Raw genomic sequence first — 16,149 nt, 5'->3', positions numbered from 1 at the left:
CTTTGTATTTCCTTATCCAATCATTAACCGTGTTTTTATGGACCCCCAGTTGTTTTGCCTCATGGTTAGGATTGGATTCATGTTTGCAAGCAACGCCTCACAACCTGAATCTTGATTTCATATGAAATCGGGCTTCTTTTGGACATTACAAAAACTCCCATCATAGGTAGAAGTAGAATTTCATTTTTTCTACTGTCTACTATGATGGGAGCATATCACTAAGGTAACGGTCTGTTTCTCGACCTAACTCCTGTGGCCGACTGCTCTTTATGCAGTTATTGTGCTTTGGAGTCGTGTTCCAGCACGGCTCCTTACTTATTCTCGCCTCAGTATAACTCAATTTATAACACTTTTATAGGTTTTGTTTGTTTATTTTTATTCATATAAGGTCTGTAATGCAGTCTGCTGTAATATCAGTTAACGTTCTTGTATCTGCGAACCCGAGAGACTTAAGGCGCGAATACGCCGGGTCCGACGAACTTAGCCTAGCAGGGTAGTGAGCTAATTCAGCTTCTCTGTTGCCTCATCTTGCGAACCAAGGACAAGGCCCGCAGCGTGGATACGATGTTAAGTACAAAAAAGAGCCTCACACAAGTTGTATAAACTTATGTGAAGCCTCCCTTCTACTTCATGTTTCCTACGACTTTCACTCTCAGTCTCGTCGCATTTCCCGGATGATAAGCCAGCGGGGTTTCTTCCACTTCCACGAGCTCCACCGTAGCCGGATCAGCGCCAGCCAGCACCGCCTGCTGCACGGCTTTTTCTTGCGCATCTTTTAATGAATCCTCACGTGGCTCAGTAGAATAGATATAAATTTGTTCATATTGTCCACTGATTTGAGCAATACACGCGCCAATGGCGTTGGCTACGCCCCCGTTCTCAGGCTTAATCATATGAGATACCCCGCGAATCGTATCCGGTATAACGACACTGCCGCCGCCTACCAATACAAGCTCAACATCTCCCGACGATGTCTTCATTTTATCAATGGCCTGTTCAATGATGGTTGCAATTTCAGCTTGCACCTTTTTAGCGAAGTCTTCATCCAGATGCGCTACCAAGCTCTTATCCCCTACATCCGCGAGACCAAGCCGTACGGCAATGTCTGTTGTAGTCAGCGTATGTCCGCCAAAGACCAGCGCTTCCTGTCCAATCTTGTATCCTACGCTGTCAGGTCCTACCGTGATTTTACCGTTCTCCGAACGCACGATGCTTCCGCCGCCTAGTCCAACGGAGATAATATCCGGCATGCGGAAATTCGTGCGGATATCGCCAACCTCGACTGCAACCGAGGATTCTCTTGGGAACCCGTCCTGCAAAACCCCAATGTCCGATGTAGTCCCTCCCACATCGAGAACCATCGTATCTTTGATCTTCGCCAAATAAGAGGCACCGCGTATGCTATTCGTTGGCCCGCATGCAATGGTTAGGATCGGAAATTGTTTAGCGTAATCGATCGACATTAAAGTACCGTCATTCTGGCATAAAAACACCGCTGCGTCTGTGATGCCTTCTTCTTCTAACGCCTGCACAAATCCTTGGGTAGTCGTTTCAATAACCTTGCACAATGCTGCATTGAGTATGGTCGCATTTTCCCTCTCGATTAAACCGACCGAACCGATCAGGGAAGAACAGGAAACAGGGAATTCCGGTCCATACACTTGATGGATGAGATCTCGAACCTGTAGCTCCTGATCATTTTTAATGGATGAAAACACACCAATGACGGCGATGGACTCGACACTGCTCCCCCATTCCTCTAAAAGAGCTTTAATTTCGGCTTCGTCGACTCATATTCATATCCGCCATGAACGAGAGCATATTTACCCGACAGCTTCCGAACCATATCCTCAGGCCAGGACGTGTACGGCGCAACGGAAGCCGTTGCCGGGTAACCCAGACGAATGACGCCGACTTGGGCCAGCTTTTTGCGCTCAACAATGGCATTCGTGCACTGGGTTGTACCTAACATGGCATGCGTGATTTGGGTTTTATCCATATTCGATTCCTGCAGCAAATTCCGGAGCGAGGTTTCAATACCCGTTCTAATATCTAGACTTGTTGGTGATTTCACCGCATGAACCAGATGATAATTCTCATCCAAAATGATGGCGTCTGTGTTGGTGCCGCCTACATCGATCCCGATTCTATACATTCTCAGCCACCGCCTTTTTCACCATTTCCTCAATAGGAACGTAATCGTAATCATATCCGAAGTATCTTGGTCCTGCCGTCTGGATTCCTTTTTCCGTTCTCCACTTATCATGAGCGGGCAGTCCAATAACCCGTACGCGTTTACCGTATTTCAGGCTCTCCGTAGTTACAGGCGACAAGGTTTCGTAATCAACCAGACAGATCAAATCGGGGGTCATCGCTATAACTTGACCGTTCTTTTCGGCAACCAGGTTTTCATTTTGAAAATGAACCTTCATCACTCCGTCTTTATGTGCCTCGATTCCATCGAGATGCATTTGACCGAGGTTAAAACCGCCCTTGGTTTCCCGGATGACATCCACGATTTTACCTTGGAAAAGCTCATAGCCGGACACAAGGTTCAGCAGCTCTTGAAGCTTATCGCCTGCGTCCCGATTCTTCGATGTAATGATCTCTCCAATCTGTTCGGAGAGGGTCACGATATGATGAACGCCGCTTTGCTTCATTTGAGCACCCGTTGCCGGGTACAGACTTACTAAAGCACTGGCGCCCATTTCAACCGTGGCCGCTCTGGCGAGCCGTTCCGTCCACTTATTATCAATGGTCTCAAAGATGCCGATATTCCCTTTTTCATCCGTAATCGCCATCGGTGTCGCCGGAATGCCGTCCAGGTTAAACGTCACCATTTGCAGCTCCGGGAACGCCCGCCCCATACCGTCACAGTCGATCAGAGGCAATCCCAGCTGCGCCGCAACAACGATGGGAATCATGGAATTGACGCCTCCCGCTTCCATCGGAAACGTGCCGGCGATCTGTTCTTCTCCCAAGTAATTTGCTAATTTTTGGAAAACATTAACAAACTCGTCCCCTCTAGGGAATTTCTCCACTAATACGGATGGCGCCCCCATCATCGCGGCCGGAATGAAAAAGTCCTCATCCTCAATCTCATCGACTGAGCATAGTTTTACAGGACCAAACTTCTCAATGGCCGAGAGAGCCATCAATTTACCGATGTAAGGGTCTCCCCCTCCGCCGGTTCCCAGAAATGCTGCGCCAACGGCGATGTTTTCAACAGCTGCTTTATCTAAATATCTCATTCATGATTCCTCCAATATAACGGTTTTCTGAGCCGATAAACGATAGCCTGCATAATACACGACAAAAGAAATAACAATCCCGATCAACGGCTGATTCGGTACTTGCGGCAAGCTTGGGAACAAGGATAACACAACAGGGGTACTAGCAATCACCGCACCCAACAGCCAGGAAACGACGCCCAGTGTATTCACGCCTTCGACCTCATGCCAGCGGCTTTTATCCCCTCTTCCAAGCATCCAGTAAGATGCGATCATCACGCCTGCAACCGGTGGAATCATAGCCGACAGGATGGACATGATCGGAGTGAAATAGTTCAGTATACCGACGACGGCCAATACGGTCCCAATGGTTCCCGCGATGCCGACGGCCCATTTTTCTTTTTCCTTCGATACGTTGAACACGTTAATGAAGGCAAATCCGCCTGAAATCGCGTTCACGAGGTTGGTCTTCCACGTAGCCAGGATCAACACCACGCCGCCAACAAACGGAGTCGTAATGCTCAAAAAGGTTGCTGTAATATCGCTGGCTTGGTAAGCAATCGTCAGGACAGCCCCTGCACCGATCATCAGCAAGCCTGCCGGAACAATCCCGATTAGAGCCGCTTTCAGGACATCGGACCGTTTTCCAGAAAATTGCGAATAATCTCCCGCGATGACTGCACCCAGGGCAAATGAACCCAGCGTTACCGCCAGCCCGTCCGTAAAGCTCATCGCTCCCTCAGGCTTATAATGCTGAATGATCTGCAGGGAGTCACCGGTCAAGGCTTCGATAAGACCAAATATGCTGATTCCCACCAATAAAGGAACGGCGATATAACTGATCACCCGCAGCACTTTAACGCCATAGACGGCCGATATCACCATCACGAAACCGCATATAAGAGATGCCAATGGCACCGGCATGTTCACTCCGGTCTTGGCTAGCAGGTCTGCCAAGGCTGCGCCGCACACATTCGCCTGGATCCCGAACCAGCCAAGACACGCAATAGCGAGGATAATCGACAGAATCGTACGAGACCCTGTTTTGCCGAATACCTGAGCTGCGACCTGAACGGTCGGCTTTCCTAAGTCCGTGCTTTGAATGCCCTGCAAAATCATGAGCAGTACAATGATTGCGTAGCCTGCCAACGTGACGAGCAGTGCTGTGGATAATCCCATTCCTGCGACAAGCGCATTCCCTACCAACAAACTCGGGATGCTAATGACCGCGCCGGCCCAGATGATTCCGAGACTGAACCAGGATTGATGCTCTTTAACGGCTTTCATATGATCCCCCCTAATCTTGTTGGTTCGAATATTTGTTTCTTATTGTAAAAGATGAAGCAGGTCAGCGTCTTTTTCAGATAACAAAAAAAATCCGATGTTTTTGTCTTATTGGACAAAACATCGGAACTTTTTTAGTTATGGATGAGACGGTAGACCATGCAGGCCGTATAAACATCGTACGATTCCGAATTGATGGTCACTTCATATCCTATGAGCTCGCAAATTTTTTTAATGCGATATTTCACCGTATTTTTGTGGACGAACAACAGCTTGCTGCAGTCATCCATATTCCCCTTCGCATCCAGAAGAAAAGTCATCAGGGTGTTCAATGCGTCAGGGTCGTCCATGATAGGCTCCAAAACGGACAAGCATTCTTCCGTCATCTCTTCCCCTTGTTTGCTGAGGTCTATGGCCCGTTTCATGGAACGGACTTCAGCCGCGGTGTATAGTTTGCGGTTATGATAGATGCGGTGAACCTCTTTAGAGACTCCGTTTACGAGCTGGTACATACGGCGTACGTCCTGGGTGTTCCGCATCCTCGGAGAATAAACGATGCTTGATATTTCAGCGGTGAGACTCGTGGTTTCGATATATTCTGCTGCGATTTCAAACTCATTGTATTTATATGAACAATTCCCTAGCAACACAACAACGCAGTGATCGATCGTTTGAATGACCGCGGTTTTATAATATTGCGAGAGATGCGCTTTCAAGTCTTCCCTTATCCTTCTTTCCTCCGACAAATCCCGGATGTAAACGAGCCACATCATTTGGATGGCGGAAACGTCAATATGGAGCAAACTGGCCAATCTGCGCATTTTTTCGCTTTCATCATTCACGATGGCTTTAACCAAAGCGTATTCGCTGACCTCGTTATGCTTGTCTCCCCACAAATTGATGGCCACCTGCACCACCTCGCTGACTTGCTCCATCGTCTTCGGCGGCAGCTTCGTATTCTCTTTAATGAGAAACAGGTAAAGGATCTCCCCGTTTTTTTGATGCACACGTTTGTATTCAACAAAGCAGGACGAATCCAGTTCGCCTTCTCCTATTCTGTCATTCAAAATGGAGGGCGCCATGGACCGGATTAGATTCGCAACATCGAGCGAGGAATTCCGCGGCCACATGACACGATTGATGATATCCAGGCTGCTGTTTGTCAGAACGATGTTCGCTTTCATCCGGTCCGACAGCAGTTTAAGGGTAATTTCCACGCTCCGCAAATGTTCCGGCAGCAGCGAGACCTTTTCCAGTGATTCATTCACGAAATGCTCATTTACATTCTGATTGCTTACGATGGCCTCCATGACTTCATAAATAACTTCATTATACCTAAGAGAGTAATCGTTTCTCGGCATGCAAATGATAATAAAATTCAGAGATTCGGCCAGCTCGAGCACTTCATCGGCTATATCTGGCATGATAATGCCAACATAGTACAAAATCAATCCCACTTCACCAAGGTCATGCAAATATTGAACCGTTTTGCATTGCTGCTCCACGCTGTCCTTAATGGAATAAAAAGAGCTAATGACCAGTTCTTCGGCATACCATTCTTCTTGAACGGTTTGAATAATTTGCGAGAAGAAATTGACATCCGCCACCTCTAACACAGATAAAGAGGACACGGTCTGATGAAGCCTGCTTGTTCCAGTGACCACCTGAGCTCCTCTAAATGAAGGCAGCTGCAGTAAATCTTTAACGGTTACCCCAATTTAACCACCACTTTTTTGTTCGATTCATGCTGCTCGTATTCTTCAATCGGTGCGTTCTACATCATTAATGATTATTCATCCAGAAGGAGATCCTCGTAGAAATAGCCTGTTGAAGCCAAACTATGATGCTCGGCATAACGCAGCCTAAATAGGCTCATTAATAATAGTATAACCCTCGTTATGATAAGCAACCAAGTAAGTTCCTTTGCCAACCGGACCGAGAGCCGAATAGCTCGATGCGGAATATGATGTTATCTAAGGGACATGTCCTCCCCGATTTTTTTACATTTCCTTTAAACTTTCCCTTCGTTAAAATACTTGATTTCAATCTCGTTTTTTGCAATATTTTTTAATCCTTCTTGATAATAAGGCATATATTCATCTGCTCTATCAATATCTACCCATTCAACATGACTAATTTCGGATGGTCTAGTTATCTCTTGTTGTCCGCCTGTTATTTCAGCTCTGAAAGTAATAAACACTACATGTTCATCATGTTTTGTTAATATTGCTTCATTGATAGCCACTCACCGTGGACTTTAATATCATATCCTGTTTCTTCTTTTGCTTCGCGAATTGCAGCCGCATCTAAGGTCTCGTTTTCTTCAACGCCTCCACCTGGTAAAGACCAAGTACCGTTTTTGTGATTCTTCACCATAAGGATTTTTGTTTTGTCTTTATCTGTAATCAAAGAATATGCAACGTCTATTCGTTTCATATGATCTTCCCTTTTTTTATGTTTTTTAAGATTTCATGTCTTTCAGTAACGTTCTTGTATTCACGTAATGACCCCGCCTTGGATAGCTCTTATCATAGGCTGGGTCGTTTGTTGTCTGATCATTCCATGTTTTTAATCAACTAAATGTTATGAATGGGAATCACATAATAAAGAGATTCGGCAGAAACATCAAATCCTATTGACTGATAAAGATTTAATGCACGTCTATTTTGAGTAACTACGCTCAAGCGGATTTGAGAGTATTCTTGACTTTGCAAAAGCTTAACTACCCTAGAAAGAATTTCACGGCCATATCCTCTCCCCTGAAATGCGGGAAGCACACAAAAATCATGGATAATGGCAGTATTCATATGAAAATAATTAACTCTGATCATCCCTACTGGTGTCAGACTGTCCGTAGCAATATAAGTAATACGTGAAGGCTCTTCAGTATGGCTCAAATACTTCCTAGTCCAAGACTCTAAATCTCCAAAAGCCTGAGATAAACACTTAATCAAAAACTCTAAATCCTGTTCTTCAGCTACCCGCAAATTAACGTCTGTGAAACATAATTTTGAATCTTCTATGCCCTTGAAGGTCATAGAGAATTCAGATGAACTAAAGCTAGCCCCTAAATGTCTTATACAATCAATACCTGACTCAGAGTTTGATGGAATTCTGAAACGGCAAGTAAGGATGCCATGCATTTGCATCTCCGACGTCGCCCTTTTCAGTAATCCCCGAAAAATACCAGAACGACGGAATTCCGGATGAACCATACTATTAATATTAGCTTCAATCCCATCTGAAGAATACCAGCTTAAAAAACCGATTAACTGATCTTCGTGTTGGCAAAGAAATGCCTGATCTCCATCTATCTCTTTGAGGCTTTCTATCCCCACCCTCAAACTTGACTTATCGTATATCTTGCACAACCGTTCTAGCATTCTGATTTGATTAATCTGATAATTTGAAAAATCATTCATTTTTATAATTTGATATTGTTGCATGTTTGATTGCCCTCATCAAGAAGGAAACACGCAGTTTATGGACGAGTAGGCGTTATCCTTCTAATGTCTGTCCGAATATTCATGATTACCAATTGAACCGCCTCCTTAGTAAGCTATGATTTCATTATTAATGTAAACATGAGAATAATCAACGTTTTCACGATAATCAAGGTTTTTAGGATTAGACTGCTCGATTGAGGATATTAATGCGGTACTTATACGATTTGCGCTATTTCGTATAACGTTCTTGTGTTCACGAAAGGCGCGTTGCGCCGGGACAAAGACTTAGCCACGTAGGGTTGTTTGCTAAATCCGCTTTCTCGAAATTCTCCGCAGACCAATGCCGAACGTCCGCAGCTTGAACATGGTGTTATAGGATGCTTACAAATTCCCCGTTAGTTGAACAACATGGATTAGGAAAACCCTTCCATATTCAAAAAAACATCAATCTTTAGAGTGGAATCATGGTATGACTTATTTTGGTTCGAGCGCAACATACCTCGGTAAATCGTAGCTTATTCTCCACAAGATTCTTTTGCCATATCGATATGTGATGGTCTTCGATGGTTAACTATTTACCTCTTTAACTCTAAATAATTCATATTATAATCTTCGCCTAAAAAATTCATCACTCCAGAAAATCCATTTAATTCCCATTCACCATTTTTGTTTGGAGTAAATATGTATTCTCTTTTCCAATCCTTTAACTTCTCATCATCACCAACATATTTCTCCTCAATGCTTAATCTGGTTTGATTAAAAAACTCATTCTCGAAGTAGCTCTTATAAACGACCGCATTTGTTATGGTTATTCCTTCATGAAAGAGTGTTGGGTATAATGTGTCCTGTTGTACATACATATCTGACTCAGGATCGGAATCCATATCATGAATAAATAATATAGATAGAATATCCTTAGCATGGACTCCAAACTCTTCGGTAAAAGATTTCTCAAATTCCTTATACTCCAGTTTTGACACCTTTTCTCTCAATGCTAAATCAATGATCATTTTTTCCTTCTTCTCAACCATTTCAATTGCAGTGTTTAAATCGAAATCAATGGTTTCTTCTTTTGTCGGCTTTAATTGTTCTGATGATTGACAAGCCGATAAAAACAAAATAACCAGAATAAGTAAAAAGAAGTAGGATTTCTTCACAATTAGCTACGCTCCCCTACAATTACACCCTTCTCTTAATGTATATACATTATAGTTTTTACTAAGTTAGCCGTAGTGCGTAATTCATAATTATAATAATCTCGTAATCAGTATTCATGACGTCCGACGAATGTCGGATGTGTCCGCAGCCTACACTTCCCTGCCAATAACATCCCCTTACCGTTGGCGAATGCTCGATGCGTGAATATGCTGTTATATGACGCACCCAACTTCTTCGAGATACTTTCACACAGCTTTTCTTTTTTATTTTTACTCTATTAACGTATATTTCAGTAGACTTTAAAAAAAAAAACCGTCACTTACTCATTTGTTACCGAGTTGTTCCGCCAAACCGATTAGAAGCCCTTCGGTTCCACGAATGTAGCAGAGCCGATACGAATCCTCGTATTGAACCATTTCGCCAACGAGTTGCGCACCATGCTTAGTAATGAGTCTGGATACCATCTCATCAATGTTTTGAACTGTGAACATGACGCGTAAATAACCAAGGGAGTTTACAGGAGCCGTCCGGTGATCGGATATCGTAGGTGGGGTGAGAAATCGCGAAAGCTCAAGCCGGCTGTGGCCATCTGGGGTAACCATCATAGCAATCTCTACACACTGAGAACCTAGTCCGGTTACGCGACCAGCCCATTCCCCTTCAACAGTGGTTCGCCCTTCGAGGATCAAGCCAATCTCCTCAAAGAAAGAAATTGCGTCATCAAGGGATTCTACAACGATACCTACATTGTCCATTCTTAGTAATTTATTTTTTTCCATAGTTTTTTCTCCTTGTGTACAAATTTCTCACCTGATTTTTTCTCATAATTCATGATAACAATGAAAAATCATTGCTGCCAATCGCCTCCCCGAATCCACATCTAACTTCAGCCGGACTGATGGTCTAATGGCCCGAAACGTGAACATGGTGTTATGCCAATACCCTCTTCTTATTAACTTTCAAATTGTCTTTCCAGTCTTTCCAATGCTCTTTTATATTTCTCGAGTCGTATGTAATCTTGTTCTGAAGGATCTTGTATTCTTGATAAATTCATATTCTCTTTAATATCAGCTATCTTTACATTTCTAGCTATTCGGTTCTTTAATGTTTTATCAATGAATTCTTCATAACTGTCTTCCTTAGCTCTTGTTAATAAATTTATAGCCTCAAGTATCTCTTCTGAAAATCCTGTTTCTCTTAGTTGATCAATTGTTACTTCCGTGTCTTCTACAACGTCATGAAGAACTGCAACTATCTTCTCTTCAATTGTCTCAACCCTATTCATAACTGCTAATGGGTGTAAAATATATGGGTTTCCGCCTTTATCAACTTGGCCTTTATGAGCTTTTAGAGCTATTGAAATTGCTATCTCAATATCCAAAGAGGTCACTCCATTCTTTAAAATACTCCTAGTCGGTGCAGGGTTGTCCGGCTGATGTTGCTGTCTTCTTTGAGTTATATTATACTTCGTTTCTCAAGCTCTATTATTATTTTGTCCGTAATTACATCCATTGGTTCAAGACCAGATACAATTAAATCACAATCGGCCATGACATTTGAATTTATAGCTTGGTATAAATTTCGCACTACGATAAGATATTGAGACAAATATTCTTCGAAGTTTTTTAAAGTTTCACTTGGAGAACACTCAGTATTTTGTATCCCTCTTAAAATCCTACGAGCCAGTGCTACCTCTAATGGAATATCAATACAGACTACAAAATCAATTAGTTCGACCATTCCTTCCCGACCTCTACCGAATGGTTCTTCGACTATAATGTATTTTTCTGATTTTACGATTTGGTTGTTAGGTAGTTTTATGGACCTGCCTTGAACCAACTCATATAAGTCTCTCTTAAAATTTGGGTTTTGAACTAATTTAGGGTCGGCACCTTTTTCCAACCATTCATCAAAATTATCTGGATATTTATTAGTTGAAGCATAGTCATCAAAGTGGAAAGATATTGCATCTACAAGTTTATCTCTTAATTGTTTTGTTAATGTACTCTTGCCTGATCCAGATGGACCACTGACTGCGATGGTGAACGCAGATCTATTCATTGTTTTTTATTCCTTTCTTTTATGCACATTGACAGCAATTTCAGCTAACATTCTTGCATTTACGCCCCCAGCACCTTAAAGGAAATCGGGAGACTTAGATAGCCCTTATCTTACTCTCCCGGTTTCCTGGCCGATGCGTTTAGGTGGTGCGGGGTTGTCCGCAGCCCCTGCTTCTTCGAAAATACTTCTGCGGACCGAGGGCGTGAGTATGATGTGAGAATACGTTGTTATGTAATGTTTTGGTCTTTATCGAATACCTGTATTATTCAATTAATAAATCAAAGCCAGCCAGACCATACATCAAATCGATTTCCATTAAGATCATAAAATCTAAAATTCTTTCGGTTTCCATCATACAGTTTTATCTCTGATACATTTACTCCTCGTTCTTTCAAGGTTTCATATGTCTCTTCTATATTGTCTGATTTGTATGTTAGAATATGCATTTCATAGTCTTTATCTTCCCAGAAATCCGTCTTGTACGTTAGTTTCACATCTTCATTATTATTGACCGTTACCAGCATTATCTCTGGACCAAAACCAAGGTCAAAACTAAATCCTGTCCAATGAAAGCCAAGTTTCTCCTGGTACCATTTAATACTTTCTTCTCGATCAATGACAGGTAAATACACACAATCGATATGACCTACAATATTTTTCATCTTAAGGACCTCCATCAATAGTAAATTTATTTGAATTTGCCCCAATTTCACATAACGTTCCTTGTATCTACGAACCCGTGAGGCTTAAGGGAGCGTATGCGACTGGGTGGCTTAGCCACTTAGCCTCGCAGGGTTGTCTGCATACTCATACTTCTCCGAATTGCTTCGGGCAGACCAAGGGGGCTTGCCCCCGCAGCGCGAATACTCTGTTATGTAATACCGCAGTCCTCTTCGATAAACCTTAAGAAATCTGGTCATTCCACATTTTCGTTACCTCTTCTAATTCTAAGTCCTCAAATTGCATTTTATAAATATCTGGTTTCTTTAATTGATTCAAAAACTCCAAGCCAAAAGATGAATCAAAATGATTCATCATCAAAGTCATTACAAGACCATGAGTCCCGATTGCTATTTTCTTCCCTCTGTACTCTTTTAATATGGGTTTTAGAACTGAGATTGCTCTTTCCTGACAGTCAGCATTAGACTCTCCACCCGGCAAGGTATAATCAGGGTCATTAAAACTCTCTCTGATACTAGACATTAACTTTGCATTTTCAATAAAATAAGATGCAAAATGTCGTTCTCTAAGATCTTCAAATACTTCAACATCTAACTTTAAGTTCTCGGCCAATCCCTCAACACTAAGAATTGCTCGAGTATAAGGACTTGATATAATCTTGTCTATTCCTTCACCTATAAGTAACTTCGTTACTTTTTCAATATCGACCTTTCCTTTTGGGGTAAGCCCTCTTGTTCTTTCATTTCCTTCATTATATGGTGATTCTCCATGCCTAACCATATAGATAATTGTCTTCATACAGGACTCCTTTAGATGCTTTCATTAAATATCACACTGCGATTTCACATAACGTTTGGCATCTGCGACGCGACTCGGCCCGGCTTTAGATAACCCTTATCTTAGGCTGGGTCGTGTGTTGTCTGAATTCCTTCTACAATTACACACCCTACAACCAAGGGGCGAATGCCCCGCAATTGGAATATGGTATTGGACGAAGGATCATGCATCCTTGAAAATACCATCAAAATACTCTCTCCAGTAATCCACTATCCAATCGTTATACTCTCTATATAGGGACATTAACTGTTCTTTTGAAGTAGCGTGTGCGATACATCCTCTGTCATCATACATATGAAATAGTATATTTTTATCTTTGTTTAAGATGTACACGCTCTGTCCTATGGATGGTTCTCTTCCCTGCTCATAATGTGAAATTCCTTCAAGAATTTTCTTCTATGGAATTGAAGAAACCAATCCCTCCAAAACTTTAAAATGAAATTCTATTTTAACCTCTATGCTATTTCCCTCTACATCTTCGTTTTCATCGATATCAAAAAGAGTTTCCTCTTCAATTATCCTTTCTCGGAGTAATTCATAATGAATGCGCTGGTTTCCACGGACTTATCCTGTGCGAAAGTGTCCCGGCAATTGCTTCCTCGCCCATGCTTCTGGGACTAAGGGCGGCTTTCCGTCCCGTAGCGTGAATGTTTTGTTATATGATTTAATAATGGGGGACATCTTCGAATATACTCTCAAAGACTGCCGTCCTATGTCCATATCTATTCCTGACCGTTCATGAATGCTTGTAACCCAATCACCTAAATCATTTAAAGTGAGTATGGACACGCTGGCGAATGCTCTCTCAGTTTACATTCAGAATAATGTCCTTCAGTTCAATCAGAGTCTTGATTCGATAGCTTGCCTGTGAGAAGTCATGTGTTTTGGTGAAGTCGTTATGGACAATAGCACAGTCGATACCAGCCTCCACGGCTGAGTTCAACCCTCTGTTTGAATCCTCTACAACCAGGGTCTCTTCTTTGGTAGCTCCGAAGCGCTTTAGGCCGGTCAAGTATGGTTCCGGGTGCGGCTTGGTGCGCTCGTAGTCTTCGCGAACAAGAACGAAATCCATGAATTGTCTAATCTGGCGCTTTTCGTGAATAAGTTGAAAATCCGCACGTTTTGCAGTCGTCACGATGGCCATGCGGACGTACTTTGACAGTTCGGCTAGAGTTTCAACTACGCCTTCAATCTCTATGGCTTCTGTTCTTAGATATTCCTGATAATAGACGTTGCGGACCTCACGCTGCTTGTTTATGGTCTGTTCATCAATACCTGCAGCACTAGCTTGGGACCAAGTGCCCAATGACTGGGTCATGTCGCGGAGGTATTGATCTTTATCCAAGGTAAATCCAATGTCAGCCAGAGCGCGTTCTCCCGCTTTGTAATACCAGAATTCAGTATCAACCAGAACACCATCATGATCGAAAAGTATGTACTTTTTCATTATTTCGTTCTCCCTTACATATTCTTCATGAGTTCTTAAGTAATCTCGAAATAATATATCGAATAGGTCTTCAATCAGATCTGCCTAGGTTTTTAACAGTCTTTTAAATTCTATGTTTCATTATGTATTGTAGATGTCTTTGAATTTTAACCATATTTCGTACCAAAATGTTTTTTGATTTAAAGGCTTTATCACCATAGTTTGTCCTTCTTTTCTAGTCAAATAAACAGCGTCATCTTGCTGTAAAAGCTCATCATCGAACTTAAACACAATATCTCTACAGTCTTGTTGATACTTTTTTTCTCTGGTTTCTGACCACTCTGCTTTTTCAATAGAATATCTTCTTCTCATCAGCAGGTCCCTTCTGAAAATAGTTCTACTTTTTGAACAACATAGTGTTATCGGATGTCAATGCCTTTCTCGATACCGCTAAAGTTCTTTATACATGCTTCGCTTTGTCATCAGATATTATAGTTTTCTTGCCTTAATCACTAAGGTTACAGGAAGCATCTTCGCTCTCTTGGCCAAATCGCTTTTATCGTCCCGCGATTGCATAATCTCAGCATCAGTTTGCTCAATCAATTGCTCAATTACAAATCCCGCTTTCGCCAGAGCGTTCACATAGGTTGATAGCTTACGATCCGCTAATAATAGCTCACCTTCATCAACAGCTACCGGATACCAAGCTTCATCGAAATAACTCTTCCTAAAAACAAACCTACCATTATCATCAGTAACGCATCTGTGTATAGGATGAGACCAACTGAAAATAAATACACCATCTTTTTTAAGATACGTAGCGATACGGCAAAAGGTACCTTCAAGGTCGGTTGTCCAACCGATGGCATAAATCGAATAAACATAGTCAAAATAATCCGCCGGTATGCCGCATTCTTCTTCCATGGGGGAACAGATTAATTTTGCCGATAGGCCGAGTGACTCCAAATGCTGCGTTGCCTTTTCAATTTGTTTTTCCGATATATCCACAGCCCATAATTCAGATGCGTTGTGTTCCCCTTGATATTGCAAGGATTGGCCGTTGCCGCAGCCGATCTCCAGCAGTTTTTTTCCTGAGATATCGCCAAAGAGCTGGCATTTTTCTTCTGAGATAAACCATCCATAATAAGGAAGTGAAATTGCTCTTAAGAAGTCATTGCCTTTTGTATCCCAATAGAGCCTGTTTGTCTTATGAACAACATTCTTATCCATATTTTCCGAAATGGTTACGCCAACTTCACCATCGCCAATAATGATTGATCTATTTACAGACTTCTTGTCCATGAAGACACCTTCCCCAGAATAGTTTCTAATTCAGATTTGCAATAATATCTATGAACAACCTACAAAATGTTCTTAATATAAGTCCCATACGCTAAACTTATCAGAGAACCCGATAATTACTTCAAGATCATCAGGTATATAATCGTTATCTAAATAATAAGCCGTCAACCTCGCATGCCCTTCTAATACAACTACTCGCGAATTCTCATTCATAGACACAACTATTAATCTTGGAAATACTTTACCGCTCTTGAGAGCTAAGTTGATATCTAGAAATCCTTGATTACTAATTCCAAAGACTTCAATTTGATTCATGATATTTTTCGATGCCTGCAAAGGAAGTCTAGTATTACTTGATAATTCATTCCAATAACTATAGTTGATGTACATTACTTCGTTTAGATCTTGCTTCTCAAAGAAAGCTTTATACCATTTAACTTCTGTAGGAAAATTCTCAAACAAATCCGTATTGCGACCGAACCCCCTTGTCTGACCCAGAATATCTCGTCTAATTTGGTTCTCGGCTTGATCATTCAAATTAGGTTTAATAAGTAAATTCACATCATGGTCTCCAAGTGCATTTAATATTCCTTCCTTAAATCTATCTGAGTTAACCTCTGCAAATAAGAATTCTGCTATTACTTCATCTTCTTGAACTTGACTAACTATCTTCAATTGTTAATCCTCCATAAATATGTTTTGTGCTGATTTCCTATAACGTTCC

At 41.9% G+C, this 16,149-nt stretch carries 17 protein-coding genes and 1 pseudogene; all 18 read right to left on the bottom strand.

Features of this window, described 5'->3' with window-relative positions:
* Nucleotides 1-623 precede the first annotated feature (623 nt).
* A pseudogene (locus ACPV3A_RS26355) lies at nt 624-2,155 on the bottom strand (hydantoinase/oxoprolinase family protein).
* Nucleotides 2,148-3,251 carry a DUF917 domain-containing protein gene (locus tag ACPV3A_RS26350; RefSeq protein ID WP_426202234.1) on the bottom strand — a complete coding sequence of 368 codons (1,104 nt, stop codon included), beginning with the start codon at nt 3,249-3,251 and terminating at the stop codon, nt 2,148-2,150. Before ACPV3A_RS26350 ends, ACPV3A_RS26355 begins: the two are co-directional and overlap by 8 nt.
* A complete protein-coding gene (locus ACPV3A_RS26345) occupies nt 3,252-4,517 on the bottom strand; it encodes a cytosine permease (protein ID WP_426202232.1) in 1,266 nt (421 codons plus the stop codon).
* Nucleotides 4,518-4,648: 131 nt separating this feature from the next.
* Nucleotides 4,649-6,178, bottom strand: a complete 1,530-nt coding sequence (locus ACPV3A_RS26340) for a PucR family transcriptional regulator (RefSeq protein ID WP_426202230.1) — start codon at nt 6,176-6,178, stop codon at nt 4,649-4,651.
* Nucleotides 6,179-6,525: 347 nt separating this feature from the next.
* The gene (locus ACPV3A_RS26335) at nt 6,526-6,759 is read right to left on the bottom strand and encodes an NUDIX hydrolase (protein WP_426202228.1); all 234 of its coding nucleotides are present in this window, start codon (nt 6,757-6,759) and stop codon (nt 6,526-6,528) included.
* On the bottom strand, nt 6,735-6,950 hold the full coding sequence (locus ACPV3A_RS26330; RefSeq protein ID WP_426202225.1) for an NUDIX hydrolase: 216 nt from the start codon (nt 6,948-6,950) through the stop codon (nt 6,735-6,737). The genes ACPV3A_RS26335 and ACPV3A_RS26330 overlap by 25 nt, the downstream gene beginning before the upstream one ends.
* Nucleotides 6,951-7,090: 140 nt before the next feature.
* Nucleotides 7,091-7,960 (bottom strand): GNAT family N-acetyltransferase, encoded by an 870-nt coding sequence (locus tag ACPV3A_RS26325; RefSeq protein WP_426202222.1) that lies wholly within the window; start codon nt 7,958-7,960, stop codon nt 7,091-7,093.
* A 575-nt stretch (nt 7,961-8,535) separates the two neighbouring features.
* A complete protein-coding gene (locus ACPV3A_RS26320) occupies nt 8,536-9,117 on the bottom strand; it encodes a hypothetical protein (RefSeq protein WP_426202220.1) in 582 nt (193 codons plus the stop codon).
* A gap of 324 nt (nt 9,118-9,441) precedes the next feature.
* On the bottom strand, nt 9,442-9,897 hold the full coding sequence (locus ACPV3A_RS26315; protein WP_426202219.1) for a VOC family protein: 456 nt from the start codon (nt 9,895-9,897) through the stop codon (nt 9,442-9,444).
* A gap of 173 nt (nt 9,898-10,070) precedes the next feature.
* Nucleotides 10,071-10,499, bottom strand: coding sequence for an HD domain-containing protein (locus ACPV3A_RS26310; protein WP_426202218.1), 429 nt, complete (start codon nt 10,497-10,499; stop codon nt 10,071-10,073).
* Nucleotides 10,500-10,573: 74 nt separating this feature from the next.
* Nucleotides 10,574-11,179, bottom strand: coding sequence for a hypothetical protein (locus ACPV3A_RS26305; RefSeq protein WP_426202216.1), 606 nt, complete (start codon nt 11,177-11,179; stop codon nt 10,574-10,576).
* Between the two features lie 278 nt (nt 11,180-11,457).
* The gene (locus ACPV3A_RS26300) at nt 11,458-11,841 is read right to left on the bottom strand and encodes a VOC family protein (protein ID WP_220685654.1); all 384 of its coding nucleotides are present in this window, start codon (nt 11,839-11,841) and stop codon (nt 11,458-11,460) included.
* Between the two features lie 241 nt (nt 11,842-12,082).
* On the bottom strand, nt 12,083-12,658 hold the full coding sequence (locus ACPV3A_RS26295) for a histidine phosphatase family protein (protein ID WP_339296266.1): 576 nt from the start codon (nt 12,656-12,658) through the stop codon (nt 12,083-12,085).
* Nucleotides 12,659-12,859: 201 nt separating this feature from the next.
* Nucleotides 12,860-13,087, bottom strand: coding sequence for a DUF3885 domain-containing protein (locus ACPV3A_RS26290; RefSeq protein ID WP_426202248.1), 228 nt, complete (start codon nt 13,085-13,087; stop codon nt 12,860-12,862).
* A 415-nt stretch (nt 13,088-13,502) separates the two neighbouring features.
* Nucleotides 13,503-14,144: an HAD family hydrolase gene (locus tag ACPV3A_RS26285; protein ID WP_426202213.1), complete on the bottom strand. Its 642-nt coding sequence runs from the start codon at nt 14,142-14,144 to the stop codon at nt 13,503-13,505.
* Nucleotides 14,145-14,264: 120 nt separating this feature from the next.
* Nucleotides 14,265-14,495 (bottom strand): hypothetical protein, encoded by a 231-nt coding sequence (locus tag ACPV3A_RS26280; protein WP_426202211.1) that lies wholly within the window; start codon nt 14,493-14,495, stop codon nt 14,265-14,267.
* Between the two features lie 117 nt (nt 14,496-14,612).
* The gene (locus tag ACPV3A_RS26275) at nt 14,613-15,425 is read right to left on the bottom strand and encodes a class I SAM-dependent methyltransferase (protein ID WP_426202210.1); all 813 of its coding nucleotides are present in this window, start codon (nt 15,423-15,425) and stop codon (nt 14,613-14,615) included.
* Between the two features lie 72 nt (nt 15,426-15,497).
* Nucleotides 15,498-16,100 carry a hypothetical protein gene (locus ACPV3A_RS26270; RefSeq protein ID WP_426202208.1) on the bottom strand — a complete coding sequence of 201 codons (603 nt, stop codon included), beginning with the start codon at nt 16,098-16,100 and terminating at the stop codon, nt 15,498-15,500.
* Nucleotides 16,101-16,149: the final 49 nt, after the last annotated feature.

This window comes from Paenibacillus sp. Dod16, from assembly GCF_049893405.1.
Classification (GTDB): Bacteria; Bacillota; Bacilli; order Paenibacillales; family Paenibacillaceae; genus Paenibacillus_AQ.
The sequence above is the reverse complement of the archived record's forward strand: the minus strand, read 5'-3'. Positions and strand labels throughout refer to the sequence as shown.